We start from the raw sequence: 16,612 nt of genomic DNA on the forward strand, positions 1-16,612 counted from the left end.
GGTCGCTCCGAGCGCCGCCTTCCGTCGGCGGGCACCGCATATCGTGCCTGCCATGCATACGTATCCGACGCAGGCCGTGATCCTTGCCGGTGGCCAGGGGTCGCGGCTGCGGCCGTACACCGACGACCGCCCCAAGCCGATGGTCGAGATCCCCGGGACGGGCACTCCGATCATCGGCCATCAGCTGTCCTGGCTGGCCGCCGAGGGGGTCACCGACGCCGTGGTCTCCTGCGGGCACCTGGCCGAGGTGCTCCAGGAGTGGCTGGACGAGGCCGTTCTGCCGCTCCGGGTCACCACCGTCGTGGAGACCGAGCCGCTGGGACGCGGCGGCGGGCTGCGGTACGCCGCCGAGCGGCTGCCCGACGCCGATCAGCCGTGGTACGCCACGAACGGTGACATCTGGACCCGTTTCTCCCTGCGGGAGATGGCCGCTTTCCATGCCGAGCGCGACGCCACCGCCACCCTGGCCCTCGCCCGGCCGCGCATCCCGTGGGGTGCGGTGGAGACGGACGCGTTCGGGCACATCACCGACTTCATCGAGTCGCCGCCGTCCCCGTATCTGATCAACGCCGGGGTGTACGTGTTCTCGCCCGCTTTCACGAAGCTGCTGCCGGACCGCGGTGACCATGAGCGGACCACGTTCCCGCGGCTCGCCCGCGAGCGTCGGCTGGCCGGGTATCCGCTGCCGAACGGGGCGTACTGGCGGGCCATCGACACCGCGAAGGACCTGACCGAGGCGGCCCGCGAGCTGGGGTCCCACGGCGCCTGACCGCCGCCCGTACCCACGAACGGAGGGCGCCGCCCACCCGGCAGCAGGACCGGGTGGGCGGCGCCCTCCGTGTGTCGTACGCGTCAGCCGAGGAGGCCGCCGATCGGGTTCCGGCCGCCGCCGCCCGAGGTGGAACCCTCGCCGCCGGAAGAGGTCGAGCCGCCGGTGGGGCCCGGTTCGGCGCCCCCGCCCGTGGAGGCGTCCCCGCTGGTGGAGCCGGACGAGGTGGGTCCGGCGCTGGTGGCGGCCGGGGGCTGCTGCGGGGTGGTCTGCTGCGGGGGCGCCTGCCCGGTGCCCTGGGTCTGGCTGGGCTGGGTGCCCTGGCCGGTGCTCTGACCGCCGCCGGAGTCGCGGGTCGCGCCGGGGCCGGCCTGACCGGTGGCGGGGGCGCTCGCCGCGCCGGAGGGGGTGGGTTCGGGCTGTCGCTGCTGCTCCGGGCTGCGGGAGGCCTGGCGTTCGCCGGTGGACTCCTGGGGCAGCGGCATGCCGGGGAGGCGGTTGGTGGGGTTGTCGTTGCGGCCGGGGACGGTGACGACCTCGGTGGAGCGGACCGCGCCGCCGAGGATGGAGCCGATGAGCAGGGTGAGGCCGACGACGACGGTCCCGACGACGGTGCCCCGGCGCAGGACCCGGCGGCGCAGGTCCCAGATCTCCGAGCGGGGGCCGAGCTTGCGCCAGGCCTCCCCGGCGAGCCGGCCGTCGACGGAGTAGACGGGGGCGCCGGCGATGATCAGCGGGCTCCAGGCGGCCAGCAGGATGATGTCGGGGGCGTCGTACACCGGGACCGTGCGCCAGCTGACCGTCACCAGGAGCGCGGCGGAGAGCAGGGCGCCGAACGCGGCGGCGACCCGCTGCCAGAGACCGAGGACGGTGAGGACACCGACGACGACCTGGAGGAAGGCGACGGTCAGTCCGGCGCCGACCGGGTGGGAGAGCGCGAAGTCGCGCAGGGGTTCGGCAACGGCCCAGGGGTGCAGGGAGGTCAGCCACTTGACCATCGAGCCGCGTTCGCCGCCGTCGAAGTAGACGGGGTCGCACAGCTTGCCCATGCCGGCGTAGATGGAGATGAAGCCGAGGAGGACCCGCATGGGGAGCAGGACGATGCCCAGGTTCATCCGGTGGCCCGGGTAGTAGGCGTGCCGGACGGGGTCACCCGTCCCGCGCCGGGCGCGGGAGTCGGCGGCTTCGGCGGAGTCCGGGGCGTCGTCATAGTCGTCGCCGGGGACGTCGGGTCCGTCGAGCGGGTCGTCGTACGCCCCGACGGCCTGCCGCATGGGCGGCAGCAGGGGGCCGGTGCGTCCCGGTCGCGGGGGGGCGGTCAGTACGGGGTTGGGCTGCGTCTCCTCCAGGAGCGGGATGACCTGTGTCGCGCCCGCTTCGTGGCCGTGCCCGCCGCCGGGCACCGCGCCGAGTCCGGCGTCGAGGTGTCCGGCGGTGGAGTTGCGCACGGCCTGGAGGAGGCCCGTCGCGCCGGGGTCGCCGGGAGCGGACTTGCCGCTCCAGACGACGGGTGCCCGCCTGCGGCCTCCGCCGGCGCCGCTCATGGCGGGGATGCGGGCCGTATCCGCGGGGGCACCGCGCAGCCGTGCGCGCTGGCCCGGGGCGAGCTGCACCCGGAAGCTGGCGTGGTTGACGATGACCTGCGCGGGGTCGCTGTCCACCTTGGTCATGCTCAGGGCGGGTTGCTCGTCGAACCGAGGCGTTCTGGTGTCCACACTCATCTAACCGAGTGATGTGTGGTTAGGACACTGCCTTGACCGCACCGGATGTGTCCGAGACCCGTCAAGATCAGGCCAAACTCGGGCATCCTGGATGGATGTTCGGGCGTTCGCCCGTCAACTCGCCCGTCGGACGGGCCTGTCGACGGGCGAACGCCCGACGTCCTAGGCGCGGCGGCGCGCCACCTCGTAGAGGACGATGCCCGCGGCGACACCGGCGTTGAGCGACTCGGCGCCGCCCGGCATCGAGATCCGCACCCGGTAGTCGCACGTCTCGCCGACGAGCCGGCCGAGGCCCTTGCCCTCGCTGCCGATGACGATGACGACCGGACCGTCCAGCTCTTCCAGGTCCTCCACCGTGTGCTCGCCGTCGGCGGCCAGGCCGACGACCGTGAGGCCCGCCTTCTGGTAGCCCTCCAGGGCGCGGGTGAGGTTGGTGACCCGGGAGACGGGGGTGCGGGCCGCCGTGCCGGCGGAGGACTTCCACGCTCCGGCGGTCATGCCGGCAGCGCGGCGCTCGGGGACGACGACGCCGTGGCCGCCGAACGCGGAGACGGAGCGGACGATGGCGCCCAGGTTGCGCGGGTCGGTCACGCCGTCGAGGGCGACGATCAGCGGGTCCTCGTGGTTCTCGTCGGCGGCGGCGAGCAGGTCGTCCGGGTGCGCGTACTCGTACGGCGGGACCTGGAGGACGAGTCCCTGGTGGTTCAGGCCGTTCGTCATCCGGTCCAGCTCGGGGCGCGGGGCTTCCATCAGGTTGATGTTGCCGCGGTCGCCGGCGAGCTTGAGCACGTCGCGGACGCGCTCGTCGTTGTCGATGTACTGCTGGACGTACAGCGTCACGGCGGGGACGCCGTCGCGCAGGGCCTCGTAGACCGGGTTGCGGCCGACGACCATCTCCGACGTGCCCTTGGCGCCGCCGCGCCGGGGCGCGGGGCGGCGGGCCGCGGCCTGCTTGGCCTGGGCGTTGGCGACCCGGTTCTTCTTGTGTCCCTTGCGGGCGGACGCGGGCGGGGTCGGGCCCTTGCCCTCCAGGCCACGGCGCCGCTTGCCACCGCTGCCGACCTGCGCGCCCTTCTTGTTGGACGTGCGGCGGTTCCTGCGCTGGCTGTTCCCGGCCATGACCTACCTGTTCCTGTCAATCCTCGATCCACATGCGGATGTGGACCGTGTACGTCTCATAAGTGTGCCGCCCGGATCGCCGGGCGGCACCATTGCCCTGCTCAGAGGGTGCGCTCAGCGCGGTCCCAGCGTCCACCGGGGGCCGGTGGGGCTGTCCTCGATGACGAGGCCGGACTGGTTGAGCTGGTCGCGGATGGCGTCGGCGGCGGCCCAGTCCTTGCGGGCGCGGGCCGACTGCCGCTGGTCGAGGACGAGGCGCACGAGGGTGTCGACGACGCCGTGCAGGTCCTCGCCGCGGTCGCCCTCGCCCGCCCACTGCGGGTCGAGGGGGTCCAGGCCGAGGACGCCGAGCATGGCCCGGACCTCGGCGAGGCGGGCCGCGGCGGCTTCCTTGTCGTCGGCGGCCAGTGCGCTGTTGCCCTGGCGGACGGTGGTGTGGATGATCGCCAGCGCCTGCGGGACGCCCAGGTCCTCGTCCATTGCCTCGGCGAAGGCGGGCGGCACCTCGGCGGCGGGGGCGACGGTCTCCCCCACCTTCTCGGTGACGCGCTGGACGAAGCCCTCGATCCGGGCGAACGCCGACTCGGCCTCGCGCAGGGCCTCCTCGCTGTACTCGATCATCGACCGGTAGTGCGGGGTGCCGAGGTAGTAGCGCAGGACGATGGGGCGCCAGTGCTTCACCATCTCGCTGACGAGGACGGAGTTGCCCAGCGACTTCGACATCTTCTCGCCGGCCAGGGTGACCCAGCCGTTGTGCACCCAGTAGTTGGCGAACGTGTCGCCGTAGGCCGTGGCCTGGGCGATCTCGTTCTCGTGGTGCGGGAAGATCAGGTCGATGCCGCCGCCGTGGATGTCGAAGGCGGAGCCGAGGTACTTGTGGGCCATCGCGGAGCACTCCAGGTGCCAGCCGGGCCGGCCCCGGCCCCACGGGGTCTCCCAGCTCGGCTCGCCCGGCTTCACGGCCTTCCACATGGCGAAGTCGCGCGGGTCGCGCTTGCCGGTCTCGCCCTCGCCGGAGGGCTGGCGCAGATCGTCCAGCTCCTGGTTGGAGAGGGCCAGGTAGCCGGGGAGCGAGCGCACGTCGAAGTAGACGTTGCCGTCGGCCTCGTAGGCGTGGCCGCGCTCGATCAGGCCGCGCATCATCTCGATCATCTCGGGGATGTGGCCGGTGGCGCGGGGCTCGTAGGTGGGCGGCAGGCAGCCGAGCACGTCGTAGCCGTCGTTGAACGCGCGCTCGTTCTCGTAGCCGATCGACCACCACGGGCGGCCCTGCTCGGCGGACTTCGCGATGATCTTGTCGTCGATGTCGGTGACGTTCCGGATGAACGTGACGTCGTAACCGCGGTACGTGAACCAGCGGCGCATGATGTCGAAGTTCAGGCCCGAGCGGATGTGGCCGATGTGCGGTGCTGCCTGGACGGTGGCGCCACAGAGGTAGATCGAGACACAGCCCGCGGTGAGCGGGACGAAGTCACGGATCTGCCGGGCGCTGGTGTCGTGCAGGCGAATAGTCACGCCTCAAGGGTAGTAGGCCGACACCAGTGCCCCGCGACCCTCGGGGATCGCGGGGACAACTTTCTGGTACCGGGATGGTTCTGGACACCCCGGAGAGCGTTTTCCGGCCGTACGGAAGGCCCCGGGGACGCCCCCGGGGCCTGCTGGTACGTCCTCTCGTACGGGCCTCAGATGCTGCCGACGACCTTGCGCGGCGAGATCCGGACGACCACACGGGGGTCGTCGGCGCCGGAGTTCGGGTTGAACTCCGCGTACGGCTTGCCGGTGTACTTCACCGAGAGCTCGTCGATCAGCTCCTGCCCGCCGTCCGTCGTCAGCGTCGCCTCGCCGCGGATCTCGGCGTAGCTGTACGGGGCGTCGAAGGGCTGGACGACCACGGTGACGCGCGGGTCGCGGCGGAGGTTCTTCTCCTTGCGGCGGCCGACGGTGGTGGAGATGAGGACGTCGTCGCCGTCGCGCTTGACCCAGACCGGGGAGACCTGGGGGCTGCCGTCGGGCTGGATGGTGGCGATGTTGACGAACACGGGGGTGTCGAGCAGGTTCTTGAGCTCGGTGGAGAGTGCGGCGGTCATGCGTACGTCCTCCTGTGTGCTGCGGTTCGGTCGGAGCTGTCCGGTGTTCCGAAGCTGCTCCTACCCGGCAACCGCGCGCGGTCCCGCATCCTTCCCGCCGCGTCCGGCCGGAAGGGTGAACGCCGGTGGTGCCTGGGGGTGTCCTAGCGAGTCCGGTAGACCAGGGCGGTGGCGATGCCGGCGACACCCTCGCCGCGACCGGTGAAGCCGAGCCCGTCGGACGTGGCGGCGGAGAGCGAGACCGGGGCGCCCACCGCGGCGGACAGCACCTTCTGCGCCTCCTCGCGCCGCTTGCCGATCTTCGGGCGGAGGCCGACGACCTGGACGGCGACGTTCCCGATCTCGAAGCCCCCGGCACGGACGATCCGGGCGGCCTCGGTGAGCAGGGTGATGCCAGCGGCCCCGGACCACTCGGGGCGGCCCGTGCCGAAGTGCTGCCCGAGGTCGCCGAGGCCCGCGGCGGAGAACAGCGCGTTGCAGGCGGCGTGCGCGACGACGTCGGCGTCCGAGTGGCCGGCGAGGCCCGGGCCCTCGCCCTCCCACTTCAGGCCCGCGCACCACAGCTCGCGGCCCTCCTCGAAGGCGTGGATGTCGGTGCCGATCCCGACGAGCGGGATGACGGGAGCGGCGGGGCTTTCCGCGCCGGTGTTCGCCGCGCCGGGGTCTGCCGCGGCGGAGGTCTCAGAAACCATCGTTGGCCCTCCTGCGGGCGAGTACCGCTTCGGCCAGTACCAGATCGAGCGGCCGGGTCACCTTGAACGCCTCTTCGTGGCCGGGGACGACGACCACGGGCTGCCCGAGGCGTTCCACCATGCCCGCGTCGTCCGTGGCGCCCTCGCCGTCGACCGCGACCTCGGCGTGCGCCCGCTCCAGCGTGTCCCGGTCGAAACCCTGCGGCGTCTGCACCGCGCGCAGCCTGGCCCGTACGGGGGTGGCGAGCACCGGCTCCGGCTCCCCGGGCGTCACGGCGGGCTCGACCTCCTTGACGGTGTCCGCGAGAGGCAGCGCGGGGACGACGGCGGGCGCCCCGTCCCGTACGGCGGCGGCCACCGCGTCGACCGTGTCGACCGGCACCAGCGGGCGCGCGGCGTCGTGGACCAGGACGACGGCGACGTCCTCGGGCAGCGCTTCGACGCCGAGGCGGACGGACTCCTGGCGGGTCTCACCGCCCGGCACCACCAGGTAGTCGGTGCGCTCGGGCAGGGCGTGCTCGTCGAGGAGGTGCTTCACCTCGGGCGCACCGTCCGGCGGGGCGACGACCACGACGAGGGAGACGGCACGGGACGCGGCCATGGCGCGAACGGCGTGGATCAGCATGGGCGTCCCGCCGAGCACCCGGAGGGCCTTGGGCGCGCCCGGACCGAGCCGCACGCCCCGCCCGGCCGCGGGGATCACCGCGGCGGTACGGGGAGGGCGCGGTCGGTCGGTCGGGGGTGGCGTCGATGACATCGGTTGCACTCCGAAGGTCCGAGGGGTCCGAGGTTCCGGGAGAAAGGTCCCGAGGTTCGGCAGGTTTGTTTCCACGACCGACATGGGTAGGGGCCCAGCGAGCCGGGCGTGACACCTGACTCGCACCGGGCCCCTTCCGTGAGCACCCGCCCGGTCGAGCGCGGGTCGCACCGGGCTCACGCAGCACCGGGGCCGCCTCCTGCTCGACGGCCCCGTGTACACGGATACGGGTTGTTCACGGATTCGGGTCCGAACATGCCGCAGCGCCCGACGACACAGCGTGAAAACGGCTGGTCAGCGGGCACCGCGGCACATTCATACGACCGGTGTGATCCGGTTTCAGGACGCGAGGACCTCGTCGAGCAGAGCCTCGGCCTTGTCCTCGTTCGTGTTCTCCGCGAGGGCGAGCTCGCTCACCAGGATCTGGCGGGCCTTGGCGAGCATGCGCTTCTCTCCGGCGGAGAGACCGCGCTCGCGCTCCCGACGCCACAGGTCACGGACGACTTCCGCAACCTTGATGACATCGCCGGAGGCGAGCTTCTCGAGATTTGCCTTGTAACGCCGGGACCAGTTCGTCGGCTCTTCGGCGTACGGCGCACGCAGCACCTCGAAGACCCGGTCCAGCCCGTCCTGCCCGACCACGTCGCGCACGCCTACGAACTCCGCATTGTCCGCCGGCACACGAACCGTCAAGTCGCCCTGGGCGACCTTGAGCACCAAGTAGGTCTTGTCCACGCCTTTGATCTGGCGAGTTTCGATAGCCTCGATCAGCGCGGCCCCGTGATGGGGATAGACCACGGTGTCGCCAACCTTGAACGTCATGTGACAGGTACCCCTTCCGTGGCTATCCAGAGTAACACGAGAATCGACTCTCCTGAATGGCGTTTTCGCAGGTCAGGGCACATCTCGGGGCTTGACAACAGCGACACGAACGTGCTGCGGAAGGCATCCGGAGGACGGTATTCGCAGGTCGGAGCCACTGTGCGCCCGGAGTGAAACATCCACGCCCCACAGCCCGGAAGCCCTACAGAAGAGGGCGAAAGTCCCGTTTTGTCGGTTTCGAGAGGGCGATCATTCCCTACTCCGTTCGGTGATCGCTCACCCGTACGGACGTAACTGTCCGGCCGCAATGAATTTGATCAAGCCAACTGCCGTGCGGCACTTTCCGCCCGGGTGCGAAGACGAACGCGAAGACGGAGAAGCCGCGCGGCGGAAAAGGACGAAGAAGCGGCAGGACGCCCCGGAAGAATTGATCACGCGGATTATGTGAACGGCGCATGGCCTACCGGCCGGTAGAACACCCCTGCGGTGGCCTGGCCCCGCCCTTGGTCGTCGATCGGACCCACCCCCGACCGACGAGACACCCCCTAGAGGCGGGTCGGGTGCAGGGCGAGCGCGGCGGCTCGGTAGCCTAAGGCCGCTGACACACCCTTAGGGCGGCTTTACACCACCGCTCGACGCCCGACGTCCGAAGTCCGCAGTCCGAACGTTCAAGGAGTTGCCGCCGCCGTGAGCCGCAGCCTTCGACACGGCGCTCTCGCCGCCACCGCCACCGCGCTCTCGATCTTCTCCCTGTCCGCCTGTGCGGCGGGCAACAACGCCGAGACGCTCAAGATCCGGCCGGACAACCCGGCCACCTCGGTGGGCAACATCAAGGTCCAGAACGTCAACGTGATCACGCAGCCCGGCGCCGGCGCGGACGGCCCCGCCGTCGTGGCCGCGACGCTGTTCAACGAGGGCACCGAGCGCGAGGTGCTGGAGGCGATCACGCTGCCCGGCAGCGACGTCGAGGTGAAGCTGCAGGCGGCCGGCGGCAAGGGCCCCATCGTGGTCCCAGCCGGCGGTCAGGTCATCATCGGCGGCAAGGGCAACGCCGCCGCCGTGATCGAGAACAGCGGCGAGGCCGCGCGCAACGGCGACGTGCAGCAGGTCGTCTTCAAGCTCAGCCGGACCGGCGATGTCGGCCTCGGCGCGAGTGTCTTCCCGGCCGAGGGCTTCTTCAAGGACTTCGGTCCCAGCCCGCAGGCCGAGGCGCCCGCCCCGAAGCCGAGCCCGAAGCCGTCCGGCTCCGCGACCGGCGACGCCGAGAACCCCGGTGCCGCCGAGGGCGCGACGGACGGCGCGGCCGCCGAGGGCGCCACGGGCCAGGGCGAGACGGGCACGCAGGGCGATGCGGCCACGCAGGGCGCGGGCGACGCCGCCTCGGCGCCCGCGGCACACTGACCGCAGCCGCCGGACCACGCGAGCCCGGCGGCACGCGCGCACAGCACGCCGAAGGGGCGCTTCCCGGCCGGGAAGCGCCCCTTCGGCGTGCACGGGACCGCGCGGCCCGCGGTTTACGGCTCGAACTTGTAGCCCAGGCCCCGCACGGTGACGAGGTAGCGCGGGGCGCCCGGGTCGGGCTCGATCTTGGCGCGCAGGCGCTTGACGTGGACGTCGAGGGTCTTGGTGTCGCCGACGTAGTCCGCACCCCAGACCCGGTCGATGAGCTGCATGCGCGTGAGCACGCGGCCCGCGTTGCGCAGGAGCATCTCCAGGAGGTCGAACTCCTTGAGCGGGAGGTCGACCTTGCCGCCGGAGACGGTGACGACGTGCCGGTCGACGTCCATCCGGACCGGGCCCGCCTCCAGGGCGGCCGGGGTGACCTCCTCCGGCTCGCCGCGGCGGCGCAGGACGGCCCGGATGCGGGCGACGAGCTCGCGGGAGGAGAAGGGCTTGGTGACGTAGTCGTCGGCTCCTATCTCCAGCCCGACGACCTTGTCGATCTCGCTGTCCTTGGCGGTGACCATGATCACCGGGACGTTGGAGCGGCTGCGGAGCTGGCGGCACACCTCGGTGCCGGGCAGGCCGGGCAGCATCAGGTCGAGGAGGACCAGGTCGGCGCCGTTGCGCTCGAACTCGTCCAGACCGTCGGGGCCGGTCGCCGCGATGGCGACCTCGAAGCCTTCCTTGCGCAGCATGTAGGACAGGGCGTCGCTGAAGGATTCCTCATCCTCGACGACAAGCACTCGGGTCACGGAAGAGCCTCCGGGGCAGGGAAGGGGTCAAAGGTGTCGGTCTCGTACGGCCCCTCGTCGTCGCCGTTGACGATAAGCGGTCCGCCGGTGGTGCGCTCCCTCGTGGCACCCGTTTCGGGCAGCCGGAGGGTGAAGGTGGAGCCCTGTCCCTCGGAGCTCCAGACGGTGACCTCCCCGCCGTGCGAGGCGGCCACGTGTTTGACGATGGCGAGGCCGAGACCGGTGCCACCGGTGGCCCGTGAGCGGGCCGGGTCGACGCGGTAGAAGCGTTCGAAGACCCGTTCGCGGTCCTTTTCGGAGATGCCGATGCCCTGGTCGGTGACGGCTATCTCGATGAGGTCCCCGCCGGGCGAGGCGAGGCGGCGTGCGGCGATGCCGACGCGGGTGTGGGCGGGGCTGTAGTTGACGGCGTTCTCGACGAGGTTGCCGAGCGCGCCGACGAGCTGGCCGCGGTTGCCCCAGACCGTGAGTCCCTCGGCGCCCGCGGAGGCCATGGTGATCTGTTTGGAGCCTGCCTGCTGGCGGCAGCGGTCGATCGCCTCGGCGACCAGTGTCTCCACCTTGACCGGCTCGGCGTCCTCCAGCGGGTCGTCGTTCTGCACCCGGGAGAGGTCGATGAGCTCCTGGACGAGGTTGGTGAGCCGGGTCGCCTCGATCTGCATCCGCCCGGCGAACCGTTCCACCGCCTCCGGGTCGTCGGAGGCGTCCATGACGGCCTCGGACAGCAGGGAGAGCGCCCCGGTCGGGGTCTTGAGCTCGTGGCTGACGTTGGCGACGAAGTCGCGCCGTACCGCTTCTATCCGGCGGGCCTCGGTGAGGTCCTCGACGAGCAGCAGCACCAGCCGCGAGCCCAGCGGGGCGACCCGGGCGGAGACGGCCAGGGTGTCCCCCCGGCCCGTGCCGCGCCGGGGCAGGTCCAGCTCGCCCTGTCGTATTTCGCCGTCCCGCCGGGTGTCCCTGGCCATGTTGAGCATCGGCTCGACGGCCAGCCGGCCGCCTCGCACCAGGCCCAGGGCGTACGCCGCCGAGCTGGCCTTGACCACGCTGTCGCTCTCGTCGAGGACCACGGCGGAGGAGCTGAGAACGGAGAGGACGGTGTCCACTCCGGGGGGAAGAGCCGCGTTGCTGTCGGGCCGCAGCGAGGTGCGCGTCGGCCGTTTCAGGTCGCGCTCGCTCCAGCGGAACGCCAGCATGGCGATCACACCGGTCAGGAGACCGGCGATCGCCGCAGCTGCGGCGACCGCCGCGTTCACGTCCATGCTTCAAGGTTATGCGGGTGCGACGAGTCCCTCCCAGCCGTCCGAGTGCCATCTCGAACACTCGTCGCCCAGAGTTCACTGAGGGGTAGGAGCCGGTTCACTTAGGGGGCCGGATCCGGACGCGTTACACCCCCACCGTGGCACCGTGGGGGTCGGTCCGAGACCCCGGCCTCAGTTGGAACTGGAGAGGGACTTCCATGCGCGACGCTTACCACGAGGAACTCGACTCGATCGGGGAAGGCCTGGTCGAGATGGCCCGGCTGGTCGGCTCGGCGATCGGGCGGGCGACCACGTCCATGCTCGACGCCGACCTGACGCTGGCGGAGAACGTGATCGCCGGCGACCAGAAGGTCGACGACCTCCAGCACGACCTGGAGGCGCGCGCCATCGCGCTCCTGGCCCGCCAGCAGCCGGTGGCGACGGACCTGCGCATCGTGGTGACCTCGCTGCGGATGAGCGCCGACCTGGAGCGCTCGGGCGACCTCGCCCAGCATGTGGCGAAGCTGGCCCGGCTGCGCTTCCCGCAGTCGGCGGTCCCGCACGACCTGCACGCCACCATTCTGGAGATGGGCCAGCTCGCCCAGCGCCTGATGGCCAAGGCGGCCGAGGTCATCATCACCAAGGACGTCGATCTGGCGCTCCAGCTGGAGCAGGACGACGACGAGATGGACCTGCTGCACCGCACGCTGTTCCAGCACCTGATGGACGACCGCTGGAAGCACGGCATCGAGACGGCCGTCGATGTCACGCTGCTGGGCCGCTACTACGAGCGCTTCGCCGACCACGCGGTGTCGGTCGCCAAGCGCGTGGTCTACCTGGTGACGGGTGAGCACGCGGACGAGATCCAGGCGGCGGCTCCGGTCGAGGGCGCGTAGGCGAGGGCGGGCTGCCGGCGCGGCTCCGGTCGAGGGCGCGCAGGGGACCGGCCGGGGCGCCTCCGGCATACCACCGGCGCTCCACCGGCGTACGCGAGCCGCACATACGTTCCTGCGCGTGTGCGCCGTTGATGCGCCCGCCGGGATGGGCATGCAATGGGGCGGGGACGGTGCCATGGCCGTGAGCGGTGGGTCGTGCCGTACGTCCCCGGCGGCGGCGCACCGGCGTCCGCCGCCCAGCCGTATGCCCTGAGGAGGGACCATGGCCGATTCCCCCACGACCGAACCCCAGCAGGAGACCCCGACCGAAGTGGTGCACCGAGTCGTGCTCGGCGCCTGCGGATGCGGGTCGGGCTGCGGGTGCGGCTGCCAGTCCGGTGCCCCGTGCCAGTGCGGCGGCTGCTCCGGCTGACCCGTACCCGTACAGGTACACGTACGGATGCGAACGCGCGGCGCCCGCCCGGTGCGAGGCCCGGGTGGGCGCCGCGCGACTGCGCTCTCCTGGATCCGGGTCAGCGGGCCCGTTCGACCGCCGCCGCGGGTGCGGCATCCGGTTCGGCCTGGTCCGGGCGGGCCTCGGCCGGGACGGGAGCGGGCTCGGGCAGGGCGTCGGCCGCGGTGTGCTCCTCGCGCGGCAGGTTGCGCATCAGCAGCCAGTAGCCGAGCCCGGCGACGGTGCCGATGACGGCGCAGGCGGCCCAGAGCCAGGCGGCGCCGTAGTGGTCGATCACGAAGCCGGACATCAGCGGCGCGACGAGCGCGGCCACCGACCAGGACATCGTGTACATGCCCTGGTAGCGGCCCCGGCCCTTGGCGGGCGAGAGCTGGACGACGATGCCCGTCTGGGTGGGCGCGTTCACGATCTCGGCCAGCGTCCAGACGCAGACGGTGAGGGCGTACGCGGCGACCGACCCGGCGAAGGCGGTGAGCCCGAAGCCGTACCCGGCGAGCAGCGAGGAGATGATCAGCAGCCGGCGCGGGTCGCGGTCCTGGATGAAGCGGGTGACGGGGATCTGGAGGACCACGATCAGCACGCCGTTGACGGCGATGGCGGTACCGAAGTCGGAGCTGGACAGCCCGTCCGTACCCATCGCCACCGGCAGCCCCACATACCCCTGCTGGAAGATCAGCGACACCAGGAACGACAGCCCCACGACCCCCATGTAACGGCCGTCGCGCAGGACGGTGGTCAGCCGCACCTCGTCCTTGGGACGCTTGCCGCCGACGGACTTCACCACCGCTTCCTCGGGCCGCGACTCCGGCACCTTCAGAAAGACGAGGACGGCGCAGACGAGGGTCATCAGGGCCTCGCCGAGGAAGCCGGCGAGGTAGCTGTACTCGGCGATGAAACCGGCCCCGGCGGAGGAGATCGCGAAGCCGAGGTTGATGGCCCAGTAGTTGAGCGAGAAGGCCCGGACGCGGTCCTTCGGGGGCACGATGTCCGCCATCATCGCCTGGACGGCGGGGCGGGACGCGTTGCTCGCCATGCCGACGAAGAACGCCACGGCGGCGATGGCGAAGGGGTGCTGCATGAACCCGAGCACCGCCACGGACACGGCGGTGGACGTCTGGGCGATCAGCATGGTGGGCCGCCGCCCGAGCCGGTCGGTCATCACGCCCGCGCCGAGCGAGGAGATGACCCCGCCGAGCCCGTGGAGGGCGGCGACGAGCCCCGCGTACGAGGCGGAGTAGCCCCGGTCCAGGGTCAGGTACAGGGCCATGAAGGTCGCGACGAACGCGCCGAGGCGGTTGACCAGGGTGCTGGTCCACAACCACCAGAACTCTCGGGGCATCCCGGAGACGGTCTCGCGGGCGGCCGTGCGCAGACCGGCGACGGACATAAGGATTCCCCCCACGGGACGGACGTACGGACGGATGCGGCAGGGCTCTCGGGTAACACCCCCGACCCCATCCGAGACATTACGAAGCCGGGCTCACCGCCCGCCACTGGATTGACGCCCCCCGTCAATCGTCCGCACGCCGGGCGCCCGGGGCCCGGCGCTGTCCGCGTTACGGGCGGGCGCGCGGGGGTCGCACGGGTTCGATTACGCTCGGGCTCATGGCCGACGCACCGTACAAGCTGATCCTCCTCCGCCACGGCGAGAGCGAATGGAACGCGAAGAACCTGTTCACCGGTTGGGTGGACGTCAACCTCACCGAAAAGGGCGAGAAGGAAGCAGTCCGCGGCGGTGAGCTGCTCAAGGACGCCGGTCTGCTCCCCGACGTCCTGCACACCTCCCTCCAGCGCCGCGCGATCCGCACCGCGCAGCTGGCCCTGGAGTCCGCCGACCGCCTCTGGATCCCGGTCCGCCGCTCCTGGCGCCTGAACGAGCGCCACTACGGCGCGCTCCAGGGCAAGGACAAGGCGCAGACGCTCGCCGAGTTCGGCGAGGAGCAGTTCATGCTGTGGCGCCGCTCGTACGACACCCCGCCGCCGCCGCTGGCCCGCGACGCCGAGTACAGCCAGTTCGACGACCCGCGCTACGCGACCCTCCCCCCGGAGCTGCGCCCGGACACGGAGTGCCTGAAGGACGTCGTCGTCCGCATGCTCCCGTACTGGTTCGACAGCATCGTCCCGGACCTGCTCACGGGCCGCACGGTCCTGGTCGCCGCACACGGCAACAGCCTCCGCGCCCTGGTGAAGCACCTGGACGGCATCTCGGACGAGGACATCGCGGGCCTCAACATCCCGACGGGCATCCCGCTCTCCTACGAGCTCGACGCCGACTTCAAGCCGCTGAAGCCGGGAGGCACGTACCTCGACCCGGATGCGGCGAAGGCCGCGATCGAGGCCGTGAAGAACCAGGGCAAGAAGAAGTAGAAAAAGTGGTCTGGCCCCTCACCTGCGTTTTTCGGGCAGGTGGGGGGCCCTCGCGTTTCTCGGCCCGCAGGGCGTCCCAAGGCCGTGTGAGTGCAGGCCGCTGGGTGCGACGGGCTGGTTACCTCAGAGGTAATTGATGCCGTCCAGCGGGCCGCCTAACTTCAGCACTGTTCGGCGGCCCCACGGAGAATCCGCTTCCGTATCGGGCAACTCCCTTGTGCACGAGAGGAAGACAGCGATGACTTCGACGCAGTACGACCGGGTTGCCTCAGACGCGGGGGCGAGGGGAACCGACGGTTTCGCGAGGTTGGCGCTCAAACTGGACGCGGTGGCCACCGGCCTCAACGGCATCGCGTACCTGGCATTCGCCACGGTCCTCGACTCCTTCTTCGGCGTCCCGACGGCGGTCCAGTACCCGGTCGGGGCGTTCCTGCTCCTCTACGCGGTGGGAGTGCTCGCCATCGGGACGCGGAAGGAGATCAGCCGCACGCAACTGATGGCGGTCGTCGTGGCGAACCTGCTGTGGGTCGTGCTCAGCCTGGTGGCGGCGGTCTCCGGTGCGCTCTCTCCGACCGGCGTCGGTGCGGTCTGGATCGTGCTGCAGAGCCTGACGGTCGGCGGCTTCGCGATCCTCCAGTGCATCGGGCTCAAGCGGATGTGAGCTCGTCCGGTCGGTGACGACGTACCGCCCGCTGAGCAGAGGTCTCGTCGGTGCTCGGGCCCAGAGGGCTTCAGTCCGGCTTGCGCCACACCGAGATGTGCTTGGCGGAGTCGTCCGTGAACGGCGTGCCGTCCCAGTCCCCGATCCGGCGTTCCAGCTCCAGCCCCGCGATACGGGCCATCAGGTCCAGCTCGGCCGGCCAGGCGTAGCGGTGGCGGGAGGCGCCCCGGCGGTAGCGGCCGTCGTCGTCGCGGGTGAAGTGGTGCGAGACGAGGAGCTGCTCGACCAGGTCGAAGGTGTCGAAGCCGAGATGCCGCTCGGACACGTCGAACGGCACCGCGACCTGCCCGGGCGGCAGGAACCGCAGCGGCGGCACGACCAGTTCGATGACGAAACGGCCGCCGGGGGCCAGATGCCGGGCCGCGTTCTCGAAGCATGCGACCTGTTCGTCCTGGGTGAGCAGGTTCGAGATGGTGTTGTAGACGAGGTAGACCAGGGTGAACTCGCCGGCAACGACCGTCGTGGCCATGTCCCCGATCACCACCGGGAGCGTCTTCTCGTCGGCCTTGCGGCGGAGCACCACCGCCATCGGTTCGGACAGTTCGATGCCCGTCACCGGTACGCCGCGTCGCCGCAGCGGCACGCCCACGCGGCCGGTGCCGATGGCGAACTCCAGGGCCTTTCCGTCTCCGGCGAGTTCGGCGAGGAGGTCGAGGGTCGGTTCGAGGACGGCGGGCGAGGAGTTCTCGGCCTCCTCGGCGTCGTAGCGGTCGGCGGTCTCCCGGGTCCACAGTTCACTGCTCGTCACGGGCGACCACTCTGCCGGGCTCCCGG

Annotated in this window: 16 protein-coding genes; 5 read left to right on the forward strand and 11 right to left on the reverse strand. The window is 71.3% G+C overall.

The features are described from left to right. Positions 1-52: 52 nt before the first annotated feature. Entirely contained in the window at positions 53-769 is a 717-nt protein-coding gene (locus tag RNL97_RS14710; protein ID WP_030581939.1) for a nucleotidyltransferase family protein, read from the forward strand. 83 nt (positions 770-852) lie between these two features. Here RNL97_RS14710 and RNL97_RS14715 read toward each other — a convergent pair whose 3' ends face one another. From RNL97_RS14715 to RNL97_RS14745, 7 genes are all read right to left on the reverse strand, one after another. After that, complete coding sequence (locus RNL97_RS14715; protein ID WP_030581942.1) at positions 853-2,439, reverse strand: DoxX family membrane protein; 1,587 nt, start codon at positions 2,437-2,439, stop codon at positions 853-855. A gap of 213 nt (positions 2,440-2,652) precedes the next feature. After that, a complete protein-coding gene (gene rlmB, locus RNL97_RS14720) occupies positions 2,653-3,609 on the reverse strand; it encodes a 23S rRNA (guanosine(2251)-2'-O)-methyltransferase RlmB (RefSeq protein ID WP_030581944.1) in 957 nt (318 codons plus the stop codon). A gap of 114 nt (positions 3,610-3,723) precedes the next feature. Beyond that, positions 3,724-5,124 carry a cysteine--tRNA ligase gene (cysS, locus tag RNL97_RS14725; protein WP_313750779.1) on the reverse strand — a complete coding sequence of 467 codons (1,401 nt, stop codon included), beginning with the start codon at positions 5,122-5,124 and terminating at the stop codon, positions 3,724-3,726. A 167-nt stretch (positions 5,125-5,291) separates the two neighbouring features. Continuing rightward, entirely contained in the window at positions 5,292-5,696 is a 405-nt protein-coding gene (locus RNL97_RS14730; RefSeq protein WP_010063550.1) for a PPOX class F420-dependent oxidoreductase, read from the reverse strand. Between the two features lie 143 nt (positions 5,697-5,839). Continuing rightward, on the reverse strand, positions 5,840-6,388 hold the full coding sequence (gene ispF / locus RNL97_RS14735; RefSeq protein WP_030581947.1) for a 2-C-methyl-D-erythritol 2,4-cyclodiphosphate synthase: 549 nt from the start codon (positions 6,386-6,388) through the stop codon (positions 5,840-5,842). After that, entirely contained in the window at positions 6,378-7,145 is a 768-nt protein-coding gene (ispD, locus tag RNL97_RS14740; protein WP_032765436.1) for a 2-C-methyl-D-erythritol 4-phosphate cytidylyltransferase, read from the reverse strand. Before ispD ends, ispF begins: the two co-directional genes overlap by 11 nt. Positions 7,146-7,484: 339 nt before the next feature. After that, positions 7,485-7,967, reverse strand: coding sequence for a CarD family transcriptional regulator (locus RNL97_RS14745; protein ID WP_003953493.1), 483 nt, complete (start codon positions 7,965-7,967; stop codon positions 7,485-7,487). A gap of 687 nt (positions 7,968-8,654) precedes the next feature. Here RNL97_RS14745 and RNL97_RS14750 point away from each other — a divergent pair. After that, positions 8,655-9,368 (forward strand): hypothetical protein, encoded by a 714-nt coding sequence (locus RNL97_RS14750; RefSeq protein WP_030581953.1) that lies wholly within the window; start codon positions 8,655-8,657, stop codon positions 9,366-9,368. A gap of 113 nt (positions 9,369-9,481) precedes the next feature. Here RNL97_RS14750 and RNL97_RS14755 read toward each other — a convergent pair whose 3' ends face one another. Further along, complete coding sequence (locus RNL97_RS14755; RefSeq protein WP_003968183.1) at positions 9,482-10,162, reverse strand: two-component system response regulator PhoP; 681 nt, start codon at positions 10,160-10,162, stop codon at positions 9,482-9,484. Continuing rightward, positions 10,159-11,421, reverse strand: coding sequence for a two-component system sensor histidine kinase PhoR (locus tag RNL97_RS14760; RefSeq protein WP_030581956.1), 1,263 nt, complete (start codon positions 11,419-11,421; stop codon positions 10,159-10,161). Before RNL97_RS14760 ends, RNL97_RS14755 begins: the two co-directional genes overlap by 4 nt. 197 nt (positions 11,422-11,618) lie before the next feature. Here RNL97_RS14760 and phoU point away from each other — a divergent pair, with 197 nt between their 5' ends. Beyond that, positions 11,619-12,296 carry a phosphate signaling complex protein PhoU gene (gene phoU / locus RNL97_RS14765; protein ID WP_006125649.1) on the forward strand — a complete coding sequence of 226 codons (678 nt, stop codon included), beginning with the start codon at positions 11,619-11,621 and terminating at the stop codon, positions 12,294-12,296. Between the two features lie 512 nt (positions 12,297-12,808). Here phoU and RNL97_RS14770 read toward each other — a convergent pair. Continuing rightward, entirely contained in the window at positions 12,809-14,137 is a 1,329-nt protein-coding gene (locus RNL97_RS14770) for an MDR family MFS transporter (RefSeq protein WP_243314308.1), read from the reverse strand. A 218-nt stretch (positions 14,138-14,355) separates the two neighbouring features. Between RNL97_RS14770 and RNL97_RS14775 the strand changes: the two genes are divergently transcribed. Continuing rightward, positions 14,356-15,117: a phosphoglyceromutase gene (locus tag RNL97_RS14775; protein ID WP_030120681.1), complete on the forward strand. Its 762-nt coding sequence runs from the start codon at positions 14,356-14,358 to the stop codon at positions 15,115-15,117. Positions 15,118-15,355: 238 nt separating this feature from the next. Next, positions 15,356-15,778: a hypothetical protein gene (locus RNL97_RS14780; protein ID WP_313750780.1), complete on the forward strand. Its 423-nt coding sequence runs from the start codon at positions 15,356-15,358 to the stop codon at positions 15,776-15,778. 70 nt (positions 15,779-15,848) lie between these two features. Here RNL97_RS14780 and RNL97_RS14785 read toward each other — a convergent pair whose 3' ends face one another. Continuing rightward, positions 15,849-16,586: a class I SAM-dependent DNA methyltransferase gene (locus RNL97_RS14785; protein ID WP_243314309.1), complete on the reverse strand. Its 738-nt coding sequence runs from the start codon at positions 16,584-16,586 to the stop codon at positions 15,849-15,851. Positions 16,587-16,612: the final 26 nt, after the last annotated feature.

It is taken from the genome of Streptomyces parvus (assembly GCF_032121415.1).
GTDB classification, from domain to species: domain Bacteria; phylum Actinomycetota; class Actinomycetes; order Streptomycetales; family Streptomycetaceae; genus Streptomyces; species Streptomyces globisporus_A.